Raw genomic sequence first — 25,121 nt, 5'->3', positions numbered from 1 at the left:
GCTCTTGGTGGGCATTATGATCAGAGTTAAACCCAATGATTTTCTATCACATCGTAATGACGAACAAAGGTATCTGGATCTAGCTCATATTCATCATCTTCTGGGTAAAGTTTGGCAACTTCAATATCCTGACCGGCGAAAGCAATAATAGACTCACGAGTCGGCCAATAAGTAATCAGAGTTACCTCGAACGTTAACTCGTCCACTTCTCGACCAAAAATTTGAGCCCCTTTAAAACCTTCGGTAGCAGATGTGTCTTTCACACCTGTTTCATATAAGTAAGCAATGAAACCTTCTTTTTTAGCCATTGGGCAACGGGCTTTCCATTCTCTTGCGATCATCTTAATGACTCCAATTTACGCCATATTTATCTTTGTATTAAAAACTGTTTCAAGCTTTAAACTGCTTTTGCAATCCCATCAAGAAGTTACGCAAGATTTGGTCTTTGCATTCGCAGTAATGACGGTTATCTGGTTTACGGAAAAAAGAGCTTAGTTCATGTTTGCTTAAGTTGAATTCCGCTAGAGACATAATGTCGAGAATTTCTTCAGCTTGTAGGTTCAAGGCGATACGCAATTTCATGAAGATAGCGTTGTTGGTTAAACGTTTTTCCGGCACAGGTTGTGGGCCTTCACGTTTGCCACGCTTGGTATTGATGAAACCATTTAGAAATGTCGCCATTTCCACATCAATCATTTCAACATAACCCGCGTCGTCTTCTTTCTTTAGCCAGCTGGTGACTTGCTCTTGTGTGGCAATGCCATCCGCGGTTGCAAAGATATCGACTATCTCTAGTTCTTTTAGATCAAAGGTATAGCGAAGGCGGCGTAAAATATCGTTGTTGTTCAAGATGATTTCCTAGTGTTAGGGGGCATAAATAATAGTTGATCGCGACTTTAGCAGATTGGCCGACATTTACCTATATTTGCCGCCAAATTCGTCAGAATATCGTCGAAAATGCATACTTCACGTAAAATTTTAGATTCTGTCTGCAGACTATATTGATTAGTAGCAAAACTGGCGACTTAATAGCTTGTATCTCTTATTTTCATGGATGTAAGCCAGTGAATATTACTCAAAAGCCCACACTGATAGACATCGAGGCTTCCAAAAATCCTTCTGTTGACGAATCTAGCTTGGCGACATCTAAGAAGACGGATCGGGTCATCGAGTTTGATTACTTACGCGGACTCGCCATCGTGCTGATTGTACTTGGGCATTCAGTCACCAATACCAATGATGGTTTTCCCGTTTGGCTGGAAAACATCGTCCGCGGTGGCACGGGCATTTTTGTGTTTATTTCTGGCTTTTTCTTTCATCATGTGTTTGCCGAGGGTTTTGATTACCGACGCTTCCTATCAAAAAAGGTCAAAAACGTCTTAATACCCTTTTTTGCCGTTTCCCTTTTTGCCATTGTAGTGAAGTGGCTGGTCTTTATGTTTGTGGGCGACGCCAGTGCTGGGGAAGCGCTTGCCCAATGTGGTGAGTTATTACTGCAGGGGTTTGTATTGTTTCCGCATTGGTATATTCCTTTTATCATGGCGACCTTTTTGTGTGCTGGCTTGCACTTACGCTATTTACACCTACCTCTGTTTGCCAAGCTGTCTCTCTTGGTGATGTTCTCCGTCGTCTCATTGGTGATTCATCGTCCTGAAGGTAATGCCAATGTGTTGCAATCCTTAGTGTATTTTACGCCTTTCTACCTATTCGGCATGCTCTACTCACAATATTTGGATTGGATGAAACAACACTACCGAACCTTTTTAGTCGTAGCAATTATCACGGTACTCACCACGGTTTATTTACAAACGTCTGTTTTCGTCCACATTGGCGGGTTCCACAAAGCTGCGTTTGAATGGGGCGGCATTGATTTACAATTCATTCAAAAAATGGGCTGGTGTATTTTGTTTATCGGTTTCTGTACCAACTGTGTTGGGCCGACTCTGGGTAAACACTTAGTGATGGTCGCATCGATTAGCTTTGCGATTTTCTTTTTGCACCCATTGCTGGGCATGATGTGGGGAAATACAAAATACATTTTACTTAACGCGGATTATATCCAACCGAATAACACAGTGTTGTACAGCCTTCTTTCTTCAATAGTGTTATTCATGTTTCAATTTTATGGAACCGTCTGGTTAATAGGAAAATTAAAACCTCTGTTTGGTTCGAAAAGCCGCTTATTGATTGGCGCTTGATGATTAAAAAACATTCAGCCTTTATGTAGCCGGATCTGTTTTTATGCTTTTTATAGGAGTATCTTAAAATCTCACAAGCTGGCTTTATAAGAAACGTATTGAAGGATAGTCATTATGATTAGCATAGAGTTTTTAATTACTTCATTAATTTTAGTGCTCATTCCTGGCACTGGCGTCATTTACACAATTTCAACCGGGCTGTTTCAAGGAACTCGTGCTTCATTCGCTGCAGCGCTAGGTTGTACATTGGGCATCGTTCCTTCGATGCTGGCCAGTATTTTTGGCTTAGCGGTTATTCTGAACACCAGCGCACTGGCTTTTCAGGTTGTGAAATTTGTCGGTGTGGCGTATTTGCTTTATCTGGCTTGGGGCATGTGGCGTGACACGGGCGGATTAGCATTAGAAAAGACAGAAAATAAGCAGATTAATTTATTCCAAGTCGCTCTGAAAGGCTGCCTGATCAATGTTTTAAACCCAAAGTTGACTATCTTTTTCTTAGCATTTTTACCGCAATTTATTCATTCAAACGTCAGTTCAGCAACCAGCCAAATGCTATTACTTGGCGGCATATTTATGGCGATGACTCTCGTTGTTTTCATTTTGTATGGCGCGCTTGCCAGCAAAGCACGTCGCTATTTAATTGGCTCCTCTAACATTGCTAAATATCTGCAGCGAACCTTTTCGGCTAGCTTCGCTTTATTGGGTGTAAAGCTCGCATTAACTGACCGCTAATATAACTTAAGCCAAAAACGGTCTGTTTTGGCTCTTTGTGACGCCTGATCAATTGCATTAAATAACATCATAGAAAACAAGAAGCGCCCATTTTGTAAAAAATGGGCGCTTTTTTATTTGGCCGCTTAATTTCGTTAACTTTTGTTACTATAAATTCACTTAATTAACTTAACCGATGAAGAAACAGTCAATTCTTATTTGAAAAGAAAGTCATTTAAGTTATAAACAGCTCTCTTTAATAACCTAATCATATAACATTGATTCCCTGCGAGTATATTTTTGACTCCTTGTATGGCAGTGATTAGCACAAACATAACTGTTTAAACTAGACAAGGTAGATATGAAACTATCAAGACAACTTGGAATTCTTATAGCTTTCTCAGCAGCAGGTTTGATTATCTTAGGCGCGCTCGCCTTAACCACACTTCGAGAAAATTTAATCGATAGCCGAAAACATGAAATAGAAAAGATTCTGACACTCGCAAAGAATCAAGCCACGTATTTCGTAGAATTAGAAAAAGCCGGAAAACTCACGCGCCCAGAAGCAGAACAAAGAGTTGTAGATGCTTTATCCACAATGCGTGAAGGAGCATCGTTCGTTTGGTCAAACGATAACAAGGCGATTGCACGAGTTCATATACGAGAAAGTGAACTCGGTACATTCCAAAAGTCTTACCAAGGCCAAATTCAGCAACTCAAAAACACAGACATAGTCTTTAAAGTCGCCCCAAGCAAAAAACCAGGGACAGATTATAAAGTCATCAAAGTAAATGGTATGAGCAAGATCCCTGAGTGGAACTGGGTTATTGGCTACGGCGTCTACATGGACGATTTACAATCTACTTTCTGGCGCGCGGCTATCTACTTCATTATTGCAGGCCTTGTGATTCTTGCACTGATCATTGCAGCGGCTGTGTATTTGGCCAGAAACATTCTAAGCAAAATTGGCGGCGAACCACAGTACGCCATGGAAGTGACCACTCGAATTGCGAATGGCCATTTAAATGAAACCATTATTGGTGATTTTTCTACCGATAGCTTGCTTGGTTCTATTGCGCGTATGCAAGCCTCCTTGCAAGAGATGGTTCGAAACATCAATAAAGGTTCATTACTCTTAACGGGATCAACAAAAGCACTTAATGAACAAATGCAGAATATTGCCACAGCATCGCAAAAATCCTCCGATGCGTCTTACTCAACAGCCTCCGCCATTCAAGAGTTATCCTCTTGCATAGAAGAAATATCAAGAGGCGCTCACAACACCGAAAAAAATTCAGAAGAATCCTCGGCTCTGTCACTACGTGGTGAAGCTTTGGTGAAGCAGTCCGCAATAAGTATCAATGATATCTCGCACCAAATTACACGTTCTACGGAAGAGATTGCCAACTTAGAAGAACGCTCTTTGCAGATTGGTAATATTGTCAACGTAATCAGAGACATCGCAGATCAAACCAACTTATTAGCGTTAAATGCGGCTATTGAAGCGGCTCGCGCTGGCGAACAAGGACGAGGTTTTGCAGTGGTTGCCGATGAAGTCCGAACACTTGCTTCTCGCACCGCAACAGCAACCTCTGAAATTACTGAGACCATCAACATGGTTCAAGCCGAAACAGAAAATGTCGCCAAAACCATGCAAGCGGTTTTGCCAAAAGTCGAAGAAAGCGTTAAGAGCTCTGACCTAGTGACAGAAATGCTTGCCAATATTCGATCAGGTTCTGATGAAACACTGGCCAAAATTCGTGAAGTATCGCATTCTGCAGAGGAACAAAACAAGGCAACACAAACCCTTGCGGAGCATGTTGAGGAAATATCAAACATGGTACAAGAAACGGCCGAAGCGGTTTCTAGCTCACGAAAAAGCATGGTCGATCTGGACAAGCTGGCTCTGGAACTTCACGACAGCATAAGCTATTTCAAGGTATAAACGCCACGGAATTAGAGCACTAAAAAACCCGCTAATACCAACAATATTAGCGGGTTATCATTTTCAGGGTTTAAAAAAATACTTATTGTTTAAACACTTTTTCAATGTCTTGCCAGTTAACAATCTTGAAGTTTTGCTTTTGTGCTTTATATTGCGCATCAAGGTTATTCCAATCTTGAGCAATGAAAATACCTTGTGGATAAGCGGCGCCCAGATTCGCTGAGACAGCATGAATCCCATCGGTATCGCTGCTGCCATCAACGCCTTTCTCATCGTCACCAATAATGGCAAAGCTACCTAGATACTGGTTTTTATTTGCAAGGTCAAAGATGGCGTAAGTGTTATTACCTTGGCTCGATGCAATCAGATAATTCACTGCGTCGTTTTGATACAAGGTTATGCCTTCAATATCGTCGACTAATCGCTTGCCATCCACTTCGGCAAATAAGCTCGGCTCCGTTGTTGCTTCCTCATCAGCTTGAAAGCTCCAAATCGCTTTGTCTTCTTCTCCAACATAAAGCATGCCTGTCACATCATCTGCCACACAACCTTCCGGCTGAGTCTCTACTTTTAGCGTACGAACCATGTCGCCTTTCATGCCTTTTTGGGTCGGTGTAATGCGCCATTGTTCAGTCACACCGTTTTTACCATTAACGAAAACATACGGTGTGCCGTCTTTGGCTTGATACATACACAACCCGTAAACTTCATCGACGTTTGAAAGCAGTTCAGCTTGCTCGGGATGAACATGGCTACCGATGGCGTTTAATGGCTCAATTGGCGTTTTGCCGCCAATTTTATAAAGCGCAATGGTGTTTAACTCACGGTTTGACGCTGCCGCCAAGGCAAAGCTTTTACCATCCCAATCTTTTACTGTGCGAAGGTCGACATTGTTAGGCTTACCGCCTTTTAGGAATTGCAGCTCTTTGCCGTTAAGATCATAGGCCATCAAACCACCTTTTTTGTTGGTCGCTATGATCAAGCTTTTTGAGGCGTCTTCAGGGTTCAGCCAGAATGCAGGATCGTCTGCCGCGTCGCCGCTTTTGCTGACTTCATCTGTTTCGCCGCTGGCCGCAACCAATTTTACGCCTTGAACCGTTAAATCGCGGTAATCACGCAAATGATTGAAGACCACTTTTTCGTGTTGCAAACCTTGGGTTAATTGCTTCAGAGCAATCTTCTCATACACAGGCTGGTCTGCTTCGGTATTACCAACCCAGATGGCATTGGTCGATGCCGTTATAATTTTCGCTTCTTCGACGCCAGTCACATTGAAGCGCGTCAAGTAGTTGCCTTTCTTGCGGCCATACACAAGGAAACCTTGGCCTTCATCGGCAACCAAAAGATAACCCTCGCCATTGGCTTGATATACCAAATCCAAACCTTCAACTTCTTCTAAATGACCTAATGGCGCTACAGCATCGACTAAACGACGATCTTTAATATTCTCTGCGTCTGCACCATAAGCCCAAATGCCAATATTCTGCTCACCCACATACAAGGTGCCAGTTTGATCGTCGACAACACAAGCGCTCAATTCACCACCAACATTGGTATGGCGAACCATGACGGGCTTGCCTGCTGCGTCTTTCACCACACTTTGTACCTGATCATCCTTGTATTGCAACTTGTATTGAACGATGTCGCCGCCATCAGAAACGCCCGTTACTGTGGTTTCGCCTGTGGTCACATTTTGATAAAGACACACAGCTTCTGCTGCGATATTGGTAGAAATCCGGCCCACCTCAGTCAAAGGTTTCGCTGCTGAACGATCGATCCGATAAAAAGCAAAGGCTTTGTCATCAGGTAATCCGACCGCTAATAAATCCATGCTTTTATCGCCATCTTTTAGACCATATCGAACGTCAGCACCCAATACTTCCTTGCTGTCATCACGCATGATTACTTTGCCTTGATCATCAAAGACAACCAAACCATCACCTTCTAGTGTCGTAATCAATAAATCATCCTGTGCTCTATTAGGACTCGTCCAAACAGCCGCGTCAGCGATATCGTCAAAACTGGCTGCACTTTTTAGCTCAGTTGGAATACTCGGTGTCGCCGCATAAGCCGACGAAGCCATGGCACTAGTAATCGCCAAAGCCATCAAAGACAGACGTAAAGGCATGATGATGTTTCCTCAATGTGATAAATAAATTAGATAAACGAGTTCAATAGACAGAACAATTTGAGGACACCCTAATAAGTCTTCATGTCGACTTTATGACAGTTTTTTTCAGCCTAAGCTAAAAGCACTATTTATGCGTGTATTTGACGATGATCTGCCCATATATGAGCTTTAAGGACGAAAGCCCAACTGGCTTAAATCGCGGTTTCTTGGTGGAAAATTACTGCCATAACGCTAATTATCTGAATAAACATCATTTGCTATGAGCTAATCGGACTTTATGACCTCATTCTGTAATAAATACGTCACATACTAACTCGACTGTATTAAAAAAAGGCAGATTCCATAATGGATTGGTTTTATCGGTGGCGTTACGCTTGTATTGATAACGTTCAAAAAATAATGCGCCACAAAATTTGGCTTACCTTGTTAGTCTTTGTATTTCTATTGTTGCTGACTCTGAATTTTTCACAAGGTGAACTAAAGCCGCCATCCACTTGGGCTTGGGTCGATATTATTGGCGAAGGGGCGTCGTCATTATGCGTGGTGATTTGGTTGCTTCTAGTACTATCAATGCGCCCCGCTGGGCAAGTAACCAATTGGTTCGCAGCAGGATTTATTGGAATTTTCGCGTCTAATTTTCAAGACTTCCTTGATGAATGGGTGCATTTACCGCTCCCATACACGTGGGACAGTTGGGTCGAATCTTTGCCCATTGGCTTGCTTGCACTGACCATTGCTTTTTGCTTATGGCGCAAGGAACAAGGTCAAATAGATCGCTATTTGCTGAAGCGTCAGGCTATTTATCACAACACAACCACGTTAGATCACACCACCAGCTTACCAAAATTTGCACATTTAAACGCTCAGCTGGAATACGCGTTTGCCAAAGAAAAAGCCAACTGGCAACAGCATGCGCTCGTGTTAATTGACATCGCGCCGTTTTCTGAAATTAGTTACCGCTATGGTGGACGAGAAGCAGATCGCTTTTTGGTAGTCATGAGTGAACTTATGTTATTGGCATTGCGTGAAGAAGATGTGCTGTGTCATTTGGCCGGAGGTAGATTTGCCATCGTGATGAAAAACGTCGACCAGACTCTCGCTCAACAGAAAGCAGACCGACTTAAAGCTTTCATCGACCAATTTTATTTTTCCATTAAAGATTCAGAGCATGGCGTTTCGGCACACGCCATGATGGTTTTAGTGATGGCAGACAATTCGATGAAAGCACCAGATAGTTTATTAAAACAAGCAATCCTAGCGCTCTCAAACCAACACAAACTCGTGCAATCAAATACCTTTGGGTAAGCCTAAGCCATGACTCGATTCTGGTTAGAAAGACAAGATCGTTACCTCTTAGCCCATCAGCAATCTGTCATCTTGATGGATTTGCTGATTGCTCGAGACATAAAGCCCGATTTCTTTTTACGCAAAACAGGACTCTTTTACGAGGATGTTGCGTCTGGCTCGAAGCACTTTAGCCCAGAACAATTTGCCCAACTTTGCGATAACGCCAGCCAATTACCCAATAGCCATGATTTGGCCTTTTTATTTGGACAACGCATGTTGCCGGGACATTTCGGCAGTCTGTCCAGTGGATTACAGAATGCCCCAAGCTTGCGTCATGCGCTGGCCTTCATGGACGAGTTTTCCATTTTACTCTTTCCACTATTAGCTCCCAAATTAAGAACATATAAAGAGCAACTTAATGTCGGCTTTATCGATGTTTTTGGAGTGCTTTCAACGACCTTGCTAAGTAAAAAACACACAAAATTCGCTCTCTTTTTAAAGGAAATGACGGTCACGGCCATTGCCTCGTTGACGTCTTGGTTATCACAACACCCCTTACCTTGGTCTTTCTGCTTTGATTATCCTGCGCCGGACAATCAATCTGAGTACGATGTATTTCTTGGTCAAAAACGGTATTTTTCTCAGGCGTTCACTACAATTTCTATCCCAGAACGCTATTTAGACCTTCCTTGGAAAATGGCCTCGCCAACACTTTTTCAGCTTGCCTTAGAAGACGCGAGACAAAACTTATCAAGGCTTGATGGTCAACAAAGTTTACTGAGTCTGGTACAAAACCAACTGAATGCTCAGATTCAATCGTTACCTAGTCTGGAACAAATGTCCGATATCCTCAACCTCAGTCCAGCTACCTTAAAACGCAAACTAAAGGCCCACAACACCAGTTATCAAAAGCTATGTGACCAGACAAGACAACAGGTCTCGATTAACTTAATCAATGAGTTGGGATACGACGAAGCACAAGTGGCAGAATATCTAAACTTTTACGATGTGAGTAATTTTAGGCGTTCGTTCAAACGCTGGCAGCTGTCTTAACCTAAAATAGGATAAAAAGAATAATATTGAAAAGAAACTACTCTTGCGAACGACAATCATAATACAGGTTCACAAGAGTAATTTATTGATATCGTTATTTCTTCTTCGGTTGACGACCGTGATAAATCGCGAAGCCTTTGTCTCGATACAAACGAGTATGAGAGCCCAACGCAGCGTCTAGAATAGGTGGGTAACGTAAGAAGTCGTTAGCAACGACAAACAACTCACCGTTTAAGGTAAGGTGTTGCTTAACCGTCATAAAGAAGCTTTCAGCAATGCTGTAATCGGTATTCACGCCACTGTGGAATGGTGGATTGGTGACAACATAGTTAAAGCGACCTTTCACTTCCTCTAAGCCATTGGACGCGATCACTGTCACCGCGTCGCTAACCTGATTCGCAGCGAAGGTTAATTCTGTGGCTTTTAACGCCAAGACGCTATCATCAAGTGCTGTAATGCGCGCGCCCGTTTTGTTATGTAACCAAAGAGCGATGATGCCATCACCACAACCAAAGTCGAGTAATCGAGCACTAGCAACGTCACTCATAAAGCGATGCTGATTAAGCTGGTTTAATAAAATATCCGTGCCTTTATCTAATTTGCCGTGACCAAAAACGCCCGGCAAACTACACAAAGTTAATGTTTGTCCTGCGACTTCTTGTGTCCAAGTCACAATCCAATCTTCAAATACAAATGGTTTAGCAGGACGACGCTTGTAGCCGGTGTAAAGCAAACTATGTTTAGCGCCATCACGCTTGCCTATTTCATCCAATCCCGCTTCTAGGCGCTTCATAGATGATTTAACGCCACTTTTGTTGTCGCCCACCAGCCAGATTTGACCACCGTCTTTTAGAAGCGGCAAAACCACCGCAAGCAAATAATCCAACAACTCTTTGGCTTTAGGCTGATAGATTACTATGTGATCAAAATCGCTGCCATTCTCTAACGCCCATTGCTCAGACAAAAACAGTTTTTCATCCGCAAAGCCGATTCGCAACAAAGCATCATAAAAGGTTTTAGATTGGCACCAAGCATACACATCCGCTTTTCTGCTTAGATCAAGTGGATAGGTGTCTTCAGGGTTAGCAAATAGAATTTTGCCGACCAATTCTTCTTCGTTGCGCACCAATAATTGGCTCGTCGAGTTAAGATTCATAAGTTACAGATAGCTCTTTAATAGATAAGGTGGTTACAGGCGCTAATAAAGTATTCAAACGCTCAGTAGGAAGTTCTGGTTGCACTCGCGGATAACGCGGTGCTTTTCGATCATTCAACAAAGGCGATGCCCAGCCTTTGGTTAATGTTAGAAAATCTTGTGCAAAATCATCACCGTGTTCTAAGCAACCAGACAAAATGACATCCAGATAACTTAATGCGATAGGACACTCATGGTGAGGTTCAATGACAACATCCGTGTGATAAACCCAATAAGTGCCTTCTGGCAAAGAATGATCTTGATAGGTTGTTAATTGCTTGGCGTCGATTACGGCTCTTTGATAGCCTTTCTCGCGCTCATCAAATAAGGGAAATTGATCATAAGGCACTTCGACTAATACACCATTGCAGGCTTTTTCTGGTGCGTGAATAACCGCAACAGAGCTCATACCATGTTCATCTGTCATCACAGACCAATGACGCTCAAATCCATGTAGCTTAACAGGCCAGACTTTGCCTGTTTCGCCCGTTTTCGCACGGCTTTCACCATTAATTAGGCTGCCATAGCCTAAAATAAAGTGTCGATCTAATGCGCTCATAGCTGCCCCCAAACAAAACGTGCCAAATCAAATCCCCAGATAACTCGCATGATAACGTGTGGCTTTAGACAGTACTAGCTTATGTCTTCATTGATCGAAAGAAGGAAGGTAGACAAAGAAGTTCAACAAAACGAAAAAGCTCTGAAAAATCAGAGCTTTTTGCTGTTTTTATCGGATTATCAACGCTTACTATACTGTGGCTTGTTTTGATTTACCTTTTAACAAAAACACCAAAGGCAATGCTGCAACCGTCACCCACATCATCAAACGAAAATCTTGTAAATACGCCAAGGTTGCCGCTTGTCCAGTAACTACTTGATTTAGTGCCGTAAGCCCTGCGGTCGTTGCCGTATTATAAGCACCCTGTTCTTGTGCGATCTGTAATCCAAGGCTGAAGGGATTAATGTAATCGGCAAACGCCGCATGATTAATCTGCGTTCGTTGTGCCAAATAGGTTGTCACCACTGAAATACCGATACTGCTGCCAATGTTTCTTAATAAGCTAAACATAGACGTGCCTTCGTTACGATATTTAGGATCTAGTGTCGCAAAGCTTATGGTAGATAAAGGCACAAAAATAAAGCCTAAACCCGTTCCCTGCACCAAGCCCGTTCGAATAATGTCCCATGCCGTGACGTCTGTGGTAAATAAGGTCATTTCCCACATAGAGTAAGTAATCAGCACCAAGCCCAATGTGATAAACAATCGGGCATCAATTTTATTCGCAAAGCGGCCGACTATAATCATCGCTGCCATGGTGCCAAAGCCTCGCGGGGCCAAAATCGCGCCAATATCAACAACAGGATACCCCATTAATGAACTCATAAACGGCGGTAGCAATGCCATGGATGACAGCAAAATAATGCCAACAATGAAAATGAACACCATGCCGACGCTGAAGTTCCTATCACGAAACATTTTCGGATCGATAAAGGGATGGCTGTGAGTAAAAATATGCACTAAAAACATCGAACCACAAACGACGGTTAACAAGCCTTCTATGGTGACTTCCAAACTCGCAAACCAGTTCTGCGACTCGCCTCGGTCTAACATCATTTGTAAGCTACCAATGGCAACACCGAGCAGTACAAAGCCATACATATCAAAGCTGCGTTTCTTATCAAGTTTTGACTCTTCTAAGAAACCAGCAAGACCAAGCCAAGCAATAATGCCAAATGGCACGTTGATATAAAACACCCAACGCCAGCTGTAATATTCCGTCAACAAGCCACCAAGATAAGGCCCTAAGATTGGCCCAACCATAACGCCAACGCCCCACATGGCCATTGCTGAACCATGTTTTTCTTTAGGGTAAGTATCCAGCAAGACAGATTGAGACAAAGGCACCAAGCTCGCGCCAAACACACCTTGCAGCAAACGGAACAACACGATTTGATCTAACGACTGCGCCGCACCACATAAAATAGACGACACGGTGAAGCCCACAATTGACCACATAAATAAGCGCTTACGGCCAATTTTCGCGGACAAAATCCCCGTTAGCGGCATACAAATCGCTGCAGCCACAATGTAAGACGTCAACACCCAAGAAATCTGATCTTGGGTGGTTCCCATTGCGCCTTTCATATGTGGCAACGCCACGTTGGCAATAGTCGTGTCTAATGCTTGCATGATAGTCGCTAGCATCACGGATATCGTGATCATAATGCGATTGGTGCCCGCGTCCTCCGTTTTTAGGCTTTGCGTAACAGCCATATCTATTGCCTCACAAAGCTAAACCGAATAAACGGCGCTGATGTTCTGTATCTATTGTCACGTTCGAGCTAAAACCTGTACGCAATACCGGCGTATTTTGATCGGCATCGACAAGAATTTTTACCGAAAGGCGTTGAGCAATTTTCACCCAGTTACCTGTCGCATTTTCTGCTGGGATAACAGAGAATTCAGAACCCGTCGCAGGACTAATACTTTCCACTTTGCCATGTAATGACACACCAGGATAAGCGTCCACTTCGACCTCAACGTCTTGGCCTGGCTGAACATAAGTCAGGTCTTTTTCAGTAAAGTTAGCGGCTATCCATTGTTGCTCATCAGACACCAAAACCATGGTGGTTGACCCTGCCGTGACATATTCACCACTATTAGGAACTTTTGCTACCACGCCTGAGGCTGGTGCTCTCACTTCAATATGACCAAGATTAATACGTGCTTGATCCAATGCGGCTTGAGCGGCTTGATAACTAGGATGGTCTTCCAATGGCGCGCTTGGATCTCCGCCTAGCGCTTCTTTCAAACGGAACAAGTCTTTCTTCAATGTCGCAACGCTTAACTCACTGACTTCAGCAGCTTGTTTGGCTTGGTCAAACTGAGTGTCAGAAATAAACTTTTGCTTTAACAAATTCGCCTGACGCTTTTCTTCACGTTGGTTAAAAGCAAATTGGTTTTCAGCCTGATTTATTTCCGCTTTTTTCTCTTCGTAAGCGGCTTTTTGCTCCAAGATATTCAATCGAGCTTGCTGAAGTTGCGCTTGAGCTTTGGCTTCTGCTACTTTAAATGGCGTGGCATCGATACTAAATAACAACTGACCTTTGGAGACTTTTTCGTTTTCTTTGACGGCTATCGTTTGAATCGCACCAGACACTTCGGCATTGATTGTTGTGATATCCGATTGGACATAGGCGTTGTCTGTTTCAACATAGCGGCCGCCTTTCATGTAAACAAACACGGAAGCTAAAACGACCACTAAAGGCAATGCCACTAATAAAACGCGACGAGTGGTGCGTTTTTCCACTTGCTTTGGCACGGATGGATTGGTTTCTTGTTCACTCATTTCCGGTTTTTCCCCAGGTAAATTCTATAAGGACGAATCAGTTGATAAATTTGTATGCATAACAGAAAGCGCGTCTTGAAGAGCATGTATTTGATCTTCGGTTAATCCCTGCAACGCCTTTTCACGAACTCGCTTAACTTCAATATCAATTTTTTCTAACAATGGCGCCGACTTCTCCATTAAATACAATCCATAGGCACGGCGATCCTTTGGGTCGGGACGACGCTCGACCAAATTATCTTCCGCCAATTGATCGATTAAACGGGCGAGTGTGATTGGCTGAATGTCGAGCATTTCAGCTAATTGCACCTGACGAATACCTTCATAATGAGAGACATATACCAACGCCCGAGCTTGCATGGGCGTCATACATAATTCGCTTTTTAGATATTCCCTACGCATCAGACGAATAATGTCTGTTAAGAGAAAACCGATATTGTTTGTTTGCATTCAAATCACCAAATTTAATATCTGATGATTATTATATATGTTGCTTACTATATTCAATATGAAGATATAAATATGCCTAATACTTCCTTAATCAAGTACTTAAAAAGCATCATTTTTGATCATAATTCGACTGGTTTTGCTTGTTATGGCAGGTTATGGTGTCAAGCTATGATAAAAAAACAACAAGGAGAGTAACTTGGAATTACCAATACTTTTGATCACAGGCGGCGGAAGAGGCATTGGCGCAGCAACAGCGAAAGTCGCTGCTCAGCAAGGTTATCGAGTCGTTATTAACTATCGAAAAGATGCGACTTCTGCTGAAAAAGTCGTTTCAGATATTATGGCTTCTGATGGATTGGCTCATTGTGTAAAAGCTGACATAAGTGACGTTCAACAAGTTGCCGAGATGTTTTCAACGATTAGACGTGAATGGGGGCCGATTAAAGCATTGGTTAATAGCGCTGGCGTGTTAGACCAACAAGCTCGTTTTGTGGACACCAAACCAGAACGCTGGCAACGTATCTTTCAAACTAATGTTTTTGGCACTATGCAATGTTGCCAAGAAGCCTTTCAAGACATGGCGCTGAGCCGCGGCGGTCAAGGCGGCGCTATCGTCAACGTATCCTCTCTCGCCTCTGTCTATGGTTCGCCAAATGAGTATGTAGATTATGCGGCAAGCAAAGGAGCGGTAGACTCTTTTTCCAAAGGCTTTGCCTTGGAAGTCGCAGGCGATGGCATTCGAGTTAACGTGGTCAGACCGGGATTAATTTATACCGACATGCACGCCGATGGTGGCGAAGCAGGGCGAGTGGATCGTATCGGACCCAATCTGCCATTGCAACGCGGCGGGCAACCAGAAGAAGTCGCGGAGGCGATTCTCTGGTTACTCAGTGATAAATCCAGCTATTCCACTGGTGGTTTTATTGATGTCGGTGGCGGTCGTTAACTTAAAAGCAGATTATTTAGCGACAACACACTGAAAAGAGCTCGCCTTAAGAAAGTCACCTTTGTTGTATTTTGCGTAAGATGGGTAAGGGCATAAAGGGCGCGTCATACCAGCCATACGAGCAGTAATTTCTGGGTTTTTCGCTCGTGTGGCAGCCACTATAGATTGAGGAGCTTGTTTCTTTTCTACCCATGAAATCAAGGGTTGAAGCATATCGAATTGATCCGCCGAGGGCCCACCTTGACCATGAGGCATGCCCGGAACACGGTATAAGCGTACAAATTCATGCGCTCGGCCTGCAAGCATGAAATCCAAAAAATCATACCAACGCGTGGTGTCTTTCACGGAGAAAACAGGATCACTGTTACCATGGAAGATTATCATTTTTCCACCATGCTGTCGGAACGCTGTCAGCTCTGGTTTAGCCGCCTCAGGTGTTGTCATCGTAGTCATCGCCGATTCTTTAAATTGGCTATTGGTGGCGTAAATTTTTGGTGCGTCTGTATCAAAATCAAACTTGAGCAAATAGTTTTCTAATGAATAAATATTCCCCGCCACATTCGTATAAGGCGTTGTGAATATATGCGCTAATGAAGCAGCCCCCATCACCACACTTATCGGCTTATTGCTCCAATCTGAGATCATGCTTTCAACTTTCCACATGCGCCAGTTATTTGAGTTAATTCCCGTGTCATAAGCCCAATCAGTGTACAAAGCTTGATTTTGCGAGTTGTGAGGTCCTGTATGCATACGAATTAAAGCTGCCACTTTGTTTAGCGATAGACAATCACGATCAAACTTACTCTTACAAACCAAAGATTTGGGCTCAAAAACTTTTTGACAAGCATCAGCCGCAAACACCATGTCATCACTAATACCATCTAAGGCATCGCATTGATCAAGAATACGTTTTGCAAAGATTTTCAAATCTCGTTTTGTTAACGATTGGCTAATATCGTCGTTTACTCGATGCAACGCCTGAATATCCCAAGCGTGCTGTAAAGCAGCTCTGGGTAGATTAAAGCCGGGATAACCCACTAATAAACCATCAAACATATAAGGGAAACGAGTTGCTGCAACCATCGCCATACGGCCACCATTAGACTGACCAAGACCGTAAGAATATTTAATGGGTGATTCGTAATAGCTTTCAGTCAAGTAACGAGCAATGGGATTCAACTTTTGCACCGCAGCATAGCCATAGTCACGGCGTGCTTCAGGGTCATGACCAAATACCGCTGGGCCAGCCAGACCCGCTTCTGGATTGGCTTGCGCATCGTGACCTCCATTACTTGAAACAACGGCAAAGCCTTGATTAATCGCATATTCAGAATTCGCAAGCCCAGTCACTTTTCCTAAGGCAGGCTTAACGTCACCATCAACACCTCCATTAAATTGATAAGCAAACCTGCCCTGCCAATTATTGGGAAGTCGCAATTCAAACCGAATAGAATAAAACTTACCATCACTTCCAATCCTTTGCGCCATTACTCCCGTCACCTTGCAATAAGGGCTATTTACTTCCTTATCAGGCGACATCATTAAGGTTGTAATTTTAACCCCTTCTGGGGAATTCTTTAGCAAAGCATGGCAACGATATGGCTCAGCATAAACACTGCCACTTCCTAAAACAAAAAGTGCAATCACTGGAGCCAGATAGGTTAAAAGCGCTTTCATTTTCATCATCCTTTTTGATTTTGATGCTAAACATATTCATCGGCATAAAGTTCAACAGGCAAGCTTTCAAAATAACGAATAATGGGAAAAATAGAAAGTTATAGAGACAAACAGGAAGGAAATAAAAAACGGGCTAAAAAGCCCGTTTTGAAAAGCTTGGATTAATGGGCAGCAAACACCAATAAATTTGGAGAAACTTCATTAAAATCCAATGCCATGGTCACACTAAGCGCCGTTACCGTGATAATGGAGAAGAAGAACACTTGTCGCGCCCACCCATTCACATCAATACCGGGACGGTAGCCTCGTAACGCCATAGCAAGCCACCAAAGACTGGTAGCCAGAGCAACAACCATAAAGCCAATCCCAACATAACCAGTCAGCGGCAAAAGCGCTGCAACTACCGCAAAGGCAGCAATATGTAGAATTATATGGCGTTTTGCTTTCGCAATACCTTGTGACACTGGCAAAACAGGAATCCCTGCCGCTTCGTAATCTTTGTAGCGAAAAATAGCGATTGCATAGGAATGCGGCATTTGCCAAATACAAAACATAGTAAGCAAGATAGCAGCACCAGCGTCGAACTGACCTGCTGCGGCGCAATACCCCACAACCGGCGGAACAGCACCAGATAAACTACCCACAAAAGTCCCATATACAGACTTACGCTTGAAATACATAGTGTATAAACCGACGTAAACCACATAACCGAATACGGCAAAAGCAACCGCGACCCAATTCGTGAAAAACGACAGCAAAGCAAAACCGATAACACCTAACACAATACCGTGGAAAAACGCCGCTTTACCTGACATCTCACCATTCACCGTCACGCGGTTACGCGTACGCTGCATTTTTGCATCAATATCTCTATCAATATAGTTGTTAATGGCGCAGCCAGAAGCAACCACTAACGACAAACCAACCACTGTCGCTAGCATAAGAATCCAGTCAATCTCGCCACGAGAGGCTAAAAAGAAGCCCCCCGCAACAGAGATGAGGTTGCCCATAATGATGCCAGGCTTTGTTACCTGAAGATAACGCTTAAACATCTTTATAGGCTCCCATTGGACACACATTCCTTATCATGGAAAAACTTTTAATGAAAGAAGTCCGCATAATCATCAAATGACTCTGCTTACATCATCATTGCGTTGGAAGCGTAGATAATCCATACGGATAACGCCACAACCATCACAATAATCATTAAAGCAAACAAGAAAGAATAAGCGTCTAACTTGCCTTGGTCAGAAGAGAAGTTTAAATGAAGGAAATACTTCAAATGAACAAAGATCTGAACAATGGCTAACAAAATAATTGTTATGTAAGTTGGACCTTTATCAAACGCCTCTGTCATTACCATCCAGAATGGAATACCTGTCAAAATAACAGATAAAACAAAGCCGGTTACGTAAGACTTAACGCTGCCGTGTGAATTCGCTTCAGAAGAATGATCGCTCATTAGATCGCTCCCATCAGATAAACAACGGTGAAAACACAGATCCAGATAACATCCAAGAAATGCCAGAACAAGCTTAAGCAGCTTAAGCGAGTGACAGTTCGGCTACCAAAACCAGAGACAATCAATTCGATCATCAGGATAGCCATCCAGATCAAACCTGCTGTTACGTGTAAGCCATGAGTACCCACAAGGGCAAAGAAGGCAGACAAGAACGCGCTCGCTTGAGGACCGTTTCCGTGAACAATCAAATGATTGAATTCGTAAAGCTCCATGCCGATAAAGCCAGCGCCCAAAAGAAAAGTAATAGCCAACCAAGAAAGGGTGCCTTTTTTATCTTTTTTGTGCGCGCGGATCATCGCAAAACCGTAAGTAATACTTGAAACAAGTAGTAATGCAGTTTCAACAAGAACGAAATCCAACTCGAAAATATCTTTACCAGAAACACCACCCGCTGTGTTCATAAAGAGCACAGCGTAAGTAGCAAAAATGGTAGCGAACAACAAACAGTCCGTCATTAGATATAGCCAGAACCCAAACACATTATGTGGTGCTGGATCGTGGTCGTGATGCTCGTGATGCTCGTCGTGAGCGTCGTGTGTATTCATATGTGTCGTGCTCATGATTACCCCTTAGCCACGCTATCTAGATACGCATTTTCGGTACGAGCAATTTCATCTGGTTGAACGTAGTAATCAACGTCTTTGGTGTAAGCTCGGATAACAAGGAATACAAAGCTACCGAACAAACCAAGCGCTGCTAACCACCAAATGTGCCAGATCAATGCAAAGCCCATTACCGTTACGCAACCAGAAATCAACATACCTGCAGTTGTATTTTTAGGCATATGGATTGGTGCATAGCTATCCTTACGAACATAAGCTTCACCTTTCTCTTTCATATCGGTAAACGCATCGATATCAGAAACAGTTGGAATAACCGCAAAGTTATAAGACTGTGGTGGAGAAGATGTTGCCCACTCTAGAGTATGCGCATTCCATGGATCACCAGTCGTGTCCATGTTGTCTTTACGATCGCGGAAGCTGACGTACAATTGCAGCAACTGGCAAATAATACCGGCCATGATGACAAAAGCACCAACCAAAGCGATGTACAACCAAATGTTCCAATCTGGATTATTTGTATGGTTTAGACGGCGCGTCATGCCCAAGAAGCCTAGAACGTACAAAGGCATAAAGGCTAAGAAGAAACCAACCAACCAACACCAGAAAGCCGCTTTACCTAATTTTTCATTAAGTGTGAAGCCCATCACTTTCGGGAACCAGAAAACAAAACCAGCTAGATAACCAAATACCGCACCGCCAATGATGGTGTTATGGAAATGGGCAATCAAAAACAAGCTGTTATGCAACACATAGTCAGCGCCTGGCAATGCTAGAAGTACACCAGTCATACCACCGATAGTGAAAGTCACCATGAAACCAAGCGTCCACATAATCGGTACTGTCACACGAAGGCGACCACGATACATTGTAAACAACCAGTTAAACAGTTTCACACCCGTTGGAACCGCAATAACCATAGTCGCCATACCGAAGAAGGCGTTTACGTTAGCGCTGGAACCCATGGTAAAGAAATGGTGAAGCCATACAATGAAACCAAGTACAGAAATCGCACCACTCGCCCAAATCATAGATTTGTGACCGAACAAGCGCTTACCTGTAAAGGTAGACACAACTTCAGAGAAGATACCAAATGCTGGAAGTACAAGGATGTACACCTCAGGGTGACCCCATGCCCAGAACAAGTTGATATACATCATTGAGTTACCACCGCCATCATTCGTAAAGAAGTGGAAGTCTAGGTAACGGTCAAGAGTAAGTAGAGCAAGAGTCACTGTCAAAATTGGGAATGATGCAGCAATCAAGATATTGGCCCAAGTACAGGTCCAAGTGAAGATCGGCATATCCATCAATTTCATGCCAGGAGCACGCATTTTAAACACTGTTGCCAAGAAGTTAACAGCGGTTAAGGTCGTCCCTATCCCGGATATCTGTAGTGCCCATATGTAGTAATCAACCCCCACATCCGGACTAAATTGCAAACCAGCTAGAGGTGGATAAGCCACCCAACCTGTCTTAGCAAATTCACCTACGAATAGAGAAATGTTAACTAGAATCGCACCACCAGCCGTTAGCCAGAAGCTAAGGTTGTTTAGGAATGGGAACGCTACGTCACGAGCACCAATCTGCAAAGGCAAAATAATGTTCATCAGACCAATCATGAATGGCATCGCCATAAAGATGATCATGATAACGCCGTGAGCCGTAAAGACTTGGTCATAGTGATGAGGAGGTAAGTAACCTTCCCCACCATTAGTAGACAAAGCCAATTGCAAACGCATCATAACAGCATCCGCAAAACCACGGAGCAGCATGACAAGAGCAAGCACTATGTACATGACGCCAAGGCGTTTGTGGTCAACTGACGTTAACCAGTTGTTCCACAAAGTACCAAGCAAATTGTACTTAATCAGTAAGAATGCAAGGATCAATCCACCAAGAGCAACGACACTGAAAGTCGCAATCAAGATTGGCTCATGAAACGGAATCGCATCTAAAGATAATTTACCTAGAATAGACATTATTTGTCTTCCCCCGTATGCATCTCGTGAGATGAGTGTTCAGATGCTTCGTGGTTCATTTCCCCATGATTCATCTCGCCATGCTTCATCTCGCCATGCTTCATCTCGCCATGGTTAGAATCACCGTGAATCATTTTAGGTTCAAAGGAAGTGCCTTTAAGCAATTCAACTTGGCCGTGATCCTTCATGAATTTCATAACGTTATCCATGAAAATACTTGGCTCAATTGAGTTGTAATACTGAACAGGCGTTGCCTCATGCTTGTGATGAGGATCTGCGTCATATTCAGCAAGCTTGTCATAGGAAATTTGATTCAACACGCCGTTATTAATAACGTCATGAGAGCCAGCTTTCACACCTTCTACCCATTTGTAGAAATCTTCCTCCGTAGGCTCAGCAATAGCATTGAACTTCATACCAGTAAAACCAGGTCCACTGTAGTTCGCAGAGATACCTTTAAATGTACCAGGTTCATTTGCGATCAAGTGAAGCTTAGTTACCATGCCCGCCATTGAATAGATTTGGCTACCCAATTGAGGGATGAAAAACGAGTTCATTGTGCCTTCAGAAGAAATTTGGAAAGCAACAGGAACATTTGCTGGGAATCTCAGCTCGTTCACAGACGCAATACCAAGATCCGGATAGATAAATAACCACTTCCAGTTCATCGAAACGACCTGAACGTTGATATGATCTTTATCCGACTTCAACGGCTTATAAGGATCGAGTGCATGAGTCGATTTCCAAGTAATCACGAACAAAATGATCACGATAACAATTGGAATAGCCCAAACAATGGTTTCAATTTTTGTGGAGTGCGACCATTTAGGTTCGTAGATTTCGTCACGACCTTCACGATATTTCCAAGCGAAATAAAGTGTCATGAAGATGACAGGAATCACAACAAGCAGCATCAACAAAGTCGCAACAATAATTAGTTGCTTCTCTTCAATACCTACTTGCCCTTTAGGATCGAGCACACCACCCTGACAACCGGCGAGCAAGCCCACCATTAGCGCCAAAGCGACTTTACTAAGGATACGAGTTAACAAGAGAATCATCCTCTAACCCCGAGGTTCACAAAACTGCCACTTGAACATCAAGCAACAGAACGAAAATCCGGCAAAAGCCGGGTATTTCAGTAAAGATCACCACACTGAAAACAGCACAAAGACCAGTACCTAGTTAATAACATTAACGCGATAATGGCTTTTTTGGATCACCTAAATCTGAAAAGGGGAGCTCCACATCTCATCATGCATCGTGCCTCAACACGACTCAATTGCTCATTAGGAGCAAATACACGAAATAAAGAGAAGGCCAATTTCTGGCGAGCGGGGTTGATATTGGTCATAACGAACCAATAACTAACCAATAATAGAGTTATAAAAACGAGGCTATAAAATAGCCCCGCATTAAAAATAGGGTCAATATTAATAACGCTTTGGTCATTAACAGAGGAGGGTGTGGCAATAAGTATAAAGAAACATAAAAACAAGCAAGACACAGCAATAACAGGGCGTAAAGAATCCACCAAGATACTGGATATCGAACGCATATAATGATGCAGAATGTCTTGAAATTTGTTCAATTTATCCATCCGATTCATAAAAACAAAAGTGAAAATGTCGTTTTTACTCGCTTCATACGAATTTAAGTGTGCGAAATATAGCAAAAATTATACAGCCATACAAAGTCTAGTTTAGCCTTTGTTCACCTTTGCTTCACTGTCTTTTTATAAAAATTCACATTCTTGCCCTGATCAATTTATAGCCACTTAGCCCTAAGACACTGAGATTAGCACCCTTCTAAGACGATTTCCTTACAATTAGTCAGCCTTCTTTACAAGCAAATGCGCAAGCAACCAATTCTGAAGAATGTTCACTATATGCGTCATTTCTTCCTCTTTTGGACCACTAAAACCTAATAAAAAGCCAAGCCGCCCACTATTAGATGTTTTTTGTTCATAAACATAATGCTTAGACAAAGCTGAAAGCAGCACATCGTCAAAGCCTAACTCTTGGGCTATAAACTGATCTAACGCCATCTCAGTTTTTAACATAGGGGCACAATTAGGCTTTAATTCAATTAGAACATGCATTCCGCCACGAGGTTTCTTCCAATCAAACCAAGGTGTTAAATGGCTCTCTAGGAGTGCTAATAGAAGATCGCGTTTAAGTCGATAATGCCGACGCATTCGATTCACATGCCGATCAAAATGTCCCTGAAGCATAAAGTCCGCCACCGCAGGCTGGATAGGCAAGGACGCTGATGAACCTAGCACCCGCTGGCTTTTATGCAAAGCCGCGATATGTTTCGTCGGGGCGACAATAAAGCCAAGCCGTAAGCCACGAAACAGCACTTTCGAAAAACTTCCTACAAAGAAAACACGATCTCTAGCCTTTTCATGAACACTCGCCGTTTGCATAAAAGGCATATTACTTCGCCCCTGATAGACAAATTCATTATCGTAATCATCTTCTACCAACCACCAGCTTGGAGAATCATTTTGCAGTGCTTGCAACCATTGCTGTCGTCGCGCTGCACTGATGCTCACACCAAGGGGATATTGGCGGTTAGGCGTCACAATCGCCACATTGGAAACATGTTCACTCTCTGGCAAACAAGGCCCATCTTCATCAATCAAAAGAGCACCCGCTTTAGCATATGAAGGAATGGCCTGACGAATTGGTGGATAAGTCGGCTCCTCTAACCACCACTTCATTGGCAAATCTTCAGAATCCCCCAACGACGCAATCGCGTGTTGTAATAAAAGTAACGAGTCCCGATTGCCAGCCGTCACAATAATTTGCTCTGCTGAGCATTCAAGACCACGAACACGATACAAATAGTCGACTATCGCCATTTTTAAATCCGGATAGCCAGTGCTATATCCGCCTTCCAGTACCATCAAATCTGGGTTGAGCCAGCTACGTCGCATGCTTGCCGCCCATTCCTTGGTAGGAAAAACAGACACATCAGCTCCCGCATCAAACGCTCGTTTCACTGGTGCTTTATTAACAGGTAAATAGGAAGAATTGGATTGTGTCGTCGTACGGTGACTCACCATAGGCAAAGCCGCAACAAAAACACCGCGTTTTTCTTCGCTGGTTAAAATGCCTTCCGCGATTAACTGATCATAAGCTCGTGACGTGGTGCTTCGAGAAACACCTAATGAACCCGCCAAAAAACGTGAGGAGGGCAATTTGTCACCAACCGATAATTCCCCTGACACAATGCCTTGTTGGATTTGTTCAATCAACTGTTGGTAATAGGGTGTGCCGTCCTCTAATGAGAAACGTAAACTGGCTATCGCGCACTTCATAATCTGGCCTGCTTTTTTATCTTCATTCTGGCTATTTTTATAGAAGCCAGTTTTCACTACAGTCTTGTTATAGACAATCAACCATTGAGATACAAGGAGCGAATTTATGAGCCAGTCGTTAGAAGAAACCCCGTTAAGTAAAGTAAAACGCGGGCCAAACCGTGCTTCTTATGACAAAGACCTAGCGTTAAACATTATTGATGCGGCGCTAATGTGTCATGTCGGGCAAACCAAAGGTGGCCAAGTATTTGTCACCCCCACCAGCCATTGGCGCGAAGGGGATTATTTCTATTGGCACGCTCATTCGAAAGCCCGCAATGTCAAAGGGCCAATCGACGAACCGGAAAAAGTCTGCATTAACATCAGTCTATTGGATGGCTTAGTTTTGGCGCGTTCCGCCATGCATCATTCTGTGAACTATCGTTCTGTCACCTTATTTGGTGTGCCAGAACTCATTGAGGACAAAGAAGAAAAAGTTCGTCAATTCAAACTTTTCTTAGAAAAAGTTAGCCCAGGTCGTTGGGAAACGTTACGCCCAGTCAATGAGCAAGAAATCAAAGCCACTGGCGTTGTGCGGATCAAAATCGACGAAGCCTCAGTCAAAATGCGCGCCGAGCCTCCAGTCGATGACCCAGCCGATAACGACTGGCCAGTGTGGGCTGGCGTCATGCCGTTAGAAAGACATTGGGGAGAACTGCAAAAAGACCCCATTCAGAGTCAAGACTATCCAGAACCCAAGGCGCCGAACGCAGTGTAATAACGTTGGAACAAGGTCAAGTAAATCGGATC

The 25,121-nt window shown here is 43.3% G+C and carries 22 protein-coding genes; 7 read left to right on the top strand and 15 right to left on the bottom strand.

From position 1 onward, the window contains the following. Positions 1 to 26 precede the first annotated feature (26 nt). Both ACO05V_RS03230 and ACO05V_RS03225 read right to left on the bottom strand, forming a co-directional pair. Entirely contained in the window at positions 27 to 341 is a 315-nt protein-coding gene (locus ACO05V_RS03230; RefSeq protein WP_072838653.1) for an antibiotic biosynthesis monooxygenase, read from the bottom strand. Positions 342 to 390: 49 nt separating this feature from the next. Then, complete coding sequence (locus ACO05V_RS03225; protein WP_421847441.1) at positions 391 to 849, bottom strand: DUF1456 family protein; 459 nt, start codon at positions 847 to 849, stop codon at positions 391 to 393. A gap of 215 nt (positions 850 to 1,064) precedes the next feature. On the opposite strand from ACO05V_RS03225, the gene ACO05V_RS03220 reads away from it, so the two are divergent. The 3 genes from ACO05V_RS03220 (at position 1,065) to ACO05V_RS03210 (ending at position 4,854) form a co-directional block, all read left to right on the top strand. Next, positions 1,065 to 2,198: an acyltransferase family protein gene (locus tag ACO05V_RS03220; RefSeq protein ID WP_421847439.1), complete on the top strand. Its 1,134-nt coding sequence runs from the start codon at positions 1,065 to 1,067 to the stop codon at positions 2,196 to 2,198. Between the two features lie 114 nt (positions 2,199 to 2,312). Beyond that, complete coding sequence (locus ACO05V_RS03215; protein WP_421847437.1) at positions 2,313 to 2,930, top strand: LysE family translocator; 618 nt, start codon at positions 2,313 to 2,315, stop codon at positions 2,928 to 2,930. 340 nt (positions 2,931 to 3,270) lie between these two features. Beyond that, positions 3,271 to 4,854, top strand: coding sequence for a methyl-accepting chemotaxis protein (locus ACO05V_RS03210; RefSeq protein ID WP_421847435.1), 1,584 nt, complete (start codon positions 3,271 to 3,273; stop codon positions 4,852 to 4,854). An 82-nt stretch (positions 4,855 to 4,936) separates the two neighbouring features. Here the strand turns inward: ACO05V_RS03210 and ACO05V_RS03205 are convergent, their stop codons facing one another. Next, entirely contained in the window at positions 4,937 to 6,982 is a 2,046-nt protein-coding gene (locus ACO05V_RS03205; RefSeq protein WP_421847433.1) for a phytase, read from the bottom strand. A gap of 348 nt (positions 6,983 to 7,330) precedes the next feature. On the opposite strand from ACO05V_RS03205, the gene ACO05V_RS03200 reads away from it, so the two are divergent. Further along, complete coding sequence (locus ACO05V_RS03200; RefSeq protein ID WP_421847431.1) at positions 7,331 to 8,290, top strand: GGDEF domain-containing protein; 960 nt, start codon at positions 7,331 to 7,333, stop codon at positions 8,288 to 8,290. 9 nt (positions 8,291 to 8,299) lie between these two features. Then, positions 8,300 to 9,325: an AraC family transcriptional regulator ligand-binding domain-containing protein gene (locus ACO05V_RS03195; RefSeq protein ID WP_421847429.1), complete on the top strand. Its 1,026-nt coding sequence runs from the start codon at positions 8,300 to 8,302 to the stop codon at positions 9,323 to 9,325. A 94-nt stretch (positions 9,326 to 9,419) separates the two neighbouring features. On the opposite strand, the gene ACO05V_RS03190 is transcribed toward ACO05V_RS03195, so the two are convergent. The 5 genes from ACO05V_RS03190 to ACO05V_RS03170 all read right to left on the bottom strand — a co-directional run bounded on the left by ACO05V_RS03190 (position 9,420) and on the right by ACO05V_RS03170 (position 14,320). Next, positions 9,420 to 10,481, bottom strand: coding sequence for a methyltransferase (locus ACO05V_RS03190; protein ID WP_421847427.1), 1,062 nt, complete (start codon positions 10,479 to 10,481; stop codon positions 9,420 to 9,422). Next, entirely contained in the window at positions 10,471 to 11,079 is a 609-nt protein-coding gene (locus ACO05V_RS03185) for a gamma-glutamylcyclotransferase family protein (RefSeq protein WP_421847425.1), read from the bottom strand. The genes ACO05V_RS03190 and ACO05V_RS03185 overlap by 11 nt, the downstream gene beginning before the upstream one ends. A 189-nt stretch (positions 11,080 to 11,268) precedes the next feature. Continuing rightward, positions 11,269 to 12,795 carry a DHA2 family efflux MFS transporter permease subunit gene (locus ACO05V_RS03180; RefSeq protein WP_421847423.1) on the bottom strand — a complete coding sequence of 509 codons (1,527 nt, stop codon included), beginning with the start codon at positions 12,793 to 12,795 and terminating at the stop codon, positions 11,269 to 11,271. Between the two features lie 10 nt (positions 12,796 to 12,805). Continuing rightward, positions 12,806 to 13,870 carry an HlyD family secretion protein gene (locus ACO05V_RS03175; RefSeq protein ID WP_421847421.1) on the bottom strand — a complete coding sequence of 355 codons (1,065 nt, stop codon included), beginning with the start codon at positions 13,868 to 13,870 and terminating at the stop codon, positions 12,806 to 12,808. 24 nt (positions 13,871 to 13,894) lie between these two features. Next, on the bottom strand, positions 13,895 to 14,320 hold the full coding sequence (locus tag ACO05V_RS03170) for a MarR family winged helix-turn-helix transcriptional regulator (RefSeq protein ID WP_421847418.1): 426 nt from the start codon (positions 14,318 to 14,320) through the stop codon (positions 13,895 to 13,897). 196 nt (positions 14,321 to 14,516) lie between these two features. Between ACO05V_RS03170 and ACO05V_RS03165 the strand changes: the two genes are divergently transcribed. After that, complete coding sequence (locus ACO05V_RS03165; RefSeq protein ID WP_421847416.1) at positions 14,517 to 15,266, top strand: SDR family oxidoreductase; 750 nt, start codon at positions 14,517 to 14,519, stop codon at positions 15,264 to 15,266. Positions 15,267 to 15,278: 12 nt separating this feature from the next. Here the strand turns inward: ACO05V_RS03165 and ACO05V_RS03160 are convergent, their stop codons facing one another. From ACO05V_RS03160 to ACO05V_RS03130, 7 genes are all read right to left on the bottom strand, one after another. Then, on the bottom strand, positions 15,279 to 16,943 hold the full coding sequence (locus ACO05V_RS03160; protein ID WP_421847414.1) for a tannase/feruloyl esterase family alpha/beta hydrolase: 1,665 nt from the start codon (positions 16,941 to 16,943) through the stop codon (positions 15,279 to 15,281). A gap of 161 nt (positions 16,944 to 17,104) precedes the next feature. Further along, entirely contained in the window at positions 17,105 to 17,995 is an 891-nt protein-coding gene (cyoE, locus tag ACO05V_RS03155; RefSeq protein WP_100636171.1) for a heme o synthase, read from the bottom strand. A gap of 86 nt (positions 17,996 to 18,081) precedes the next feature. After that, positions 18,082 to 18,405, bottom strand: coding sequence for a cytochrome o ubiquinol oxidase subunit IV (cyoD, locus tag ACO05V_RS03150; protein ID WP_421847411.1), 324 nt, complete (start codon positions 18,403 to 18,405; stop codon positions 18,082 to 18,084). Beyond that, positions 18,405 to 19,025, bottom strand: coding sequence for a cytochrome o ubiquinol oxidase subunit III (cyoC, locus tag ACO05V_RS03145; protein ID WP_421847409.1), 621 nt, complete (start codon positions 19,023 to 19,025; stop codon positions 18,405 to 18,407). The genes cyoD and cyoC overlap by 1 nt, the downstream gene beginning before the upstream one ends. A gap of 2 nt (positions 19,026 to 19,027) precedes the next feature. Beyond that, entirely contained in the window at positions 19,028 to 21,007 is a 1,980-nt protein-coding gene (cyoB, locus tag ACO05V_RS03140) for a cytochrome o ubiquinol oxidase subunit I (RefSeq protein ID WP_421847407.1), read from the bottom strand. Beyond that, positions 21,007 to 22,068 carry a ubiquinol oxidase subunit II gene (cyoA, locus tag ACO05V_RS03135; protein WP_421847405.1) on the bottom strand — a complete coding sequence of 354 codons (1,062 nt, stop codon included), beginning with the start codon at positions 22,066 to 22,068 and terminating at the stop codon, positions 21,007 to 21,009. Before cyoA ends, cyoB begins: the two co-directional genes overlap by 1 nt. 767 nt (positions 22,069 to 22,835) lie before the next feature. After that, positions 22,836 to 24,332, bottom strand: a complete 1,497-nt coding sequence (locus ACO05V_RS03130) for a PLP-dependent aminotransferase family protein (protein ID WP_421847403.1) — start codon at positions 24,330 to 24,332, stop codon at positions 22,836 to 22,838. Between the two features lie 106 nt (positions 24,333 to 24,438). Here ACO05V_RS03130 and ACO05V_RS03125 point away from each other — a divergent pair, with 106 nt between their 5' ends. Next, positions 24,439 to 25,089, top strand: coding sequence for a pyridoxamine 5'-phosphate oxidase family protein (locus ACO05V_RS03125; protein WP_421847401.1), 651 nt, complete (start codon positions 24,439 to 24,441; stop codon positions 25,087 to 25,089). The last annotated feature ends 32 nt before the right edge of the window (positions 25,090 to 25,121 follow it).

This window comes from Marinomonas sp., from assembly GCF_965225885.1.
In the GTDB taxonomy this organism is placed as follows: domain Bacteria; phylum Pseudomonadota; class Gammaproteobacteria; order Pseudomonadales; family Marinomonadaceae; genus Marinomonas.
Note: the sequence above shows the minus strand (reverse complement) of the source record. Positions and strands in the feature narration are given on the sequence as shown.

What these genes read in the sequence shown, in the direction of transcription:
- ACO05V_RS03230 (WP_072838653.1), bottom strand. Translation starts at nt 341, where the DNA reads ATGATCGCAAGAGAATGGAAAGCCCGTTGCCCAATGGCTAAAAAAGAA.
- ACO05V_RS03215 (WP_421847437.1), top strand. Translation starts at nt 2,313, where the DNA reads ATGATTAGCATAGAGTTTTTAATTACTTCATTAATTTTAGTGCTCATT.
- ACO05V_RS03210 (WP_421847435.1), top strand. Translation starts at nt 3,271, where the DNA reads ATGAAACTATCAAGACAACTTGGAATTCTTATAGCTTTCTCAGCAGCA.
- ACO05V_RS03205 (WP_421847433.1), bottom strand. Translation starts at nt 6,982, where the DNA reads ATGCCTTTACGTCTGTCTTTGATGGCTTTGGCGATTACTAGTGCCATG.
- ACO05V_RS03200 (WP_421847431.1), top strand. Translation starts at nt 7,331, where the DNA reads ATGGATTGGTTTTATCGGTGGCGTTACGCTTGTATTGATAACGTTCAA.
- ACO05V_RS03195 (WP_421847429.1), top strand. Translation starts at nt 8,300, where the DNA reads ATGACTCGATTCTGGTTAGAAAGACAAGATCGTTACCTCTTAGCCCAT.
- ACO05V_RS03190 (WP_421847427.1), bottom strand. Translation starts at nt 10,481, where the DNA reads ATGAATCTTAACTCGACGAGCCAATTATTGGTGCGCAACGAAGAAGAA.
- ACO05V_RS03185 (WP_421847425.1), bottom strand. Translation starts at nt 11,079, where the DNA reads ATGAGCGCATTAGATCGACACTTTATTTTAGGCTATGGCAGCCTAATT.
- ACO05V_RS03180 (WP_421847423.1), bottom strand. Translation starts at nt 12,795, where the DNA reads ATGGCTGTTACGCAAAGCCTAAAAACGGAGGACGCGGGCACCAATCGC.
- ACO05V_RS03175 (WP_421847421.1), bottom strand. Translation starts at nt 13,870, where the DNA reads ATGAGTGAACAAGAAACCAATCCATCCGTGCCAAAGCAAGTGGAAAAA.
- ACO05V_RS03170 (WP_421847418.1), bottom strand. Translation starts at nt 14,320, where the DNA reads ATGCAAACAAACAATATCGGTTTTCTCTTAACAGACATTATTCGTCTG.
- ACO05V_RS03160 (WP_421847414.1), bottom strand. Translation starts at nt 16,943, where the DNA reads ATGAAAGCGCTTTTAACCTATCTGGCTCCAGTGATTGCACTTTTTGTT.
- cyoE (WP_100636171.1), bottom strand. Translation starts at nt 17,995, where the DNA reads ATGTTTAAGCGTTATCTTCAGGTAACAAAGCCTGGCATCATTATGGGC.
- cyoD (WP_421847411.1), bottom strand. Translation starts at nt 18,405, where the DNA reads ATGAGCGATCATTCTTCTGAAGCGAATTCACACGGCAGCGTTAAGTCT.
- cyoC (WP_421847409.1), bottom strand. Translation starts at nt 19,025, where the DNA reads ATGAGCACGACACATATGAATACACACGACGCTCACGACGAGCATCAC.
- cyoB (WP_421847407.1), bottom strand. Translation starts at nt 21,007, where the DNA reads ATGTCTATTCTAGGTAAATTATCTTTAGATGCGATTCCGTTTCATGAG.
- cyoA (WP_421847405.1), bottom strand. Translation starts at nt 22,068, where the DNA reads ATGATTCTCTTGTTAACTCGTATCCTTAGTAAAGTCGCTTTGGCGCTA.
- ACO05V_RS03130 (WP_421847403.1), bottom strand. Translation starts at nt 24,332, where the DNA reads ATGAAGTGCGCGATAGCCAGTTTACGTTTCTCATTAGAGGACGGCACA.
- ACO05V_RS03125 (WP_421847401.1), top strand. Translation starts at nt 24,439, where the DNA reads ATGAGCCAGTCGTTAGAAGAAACCCCGTTAAGTAAAGTAAAACGCGGG.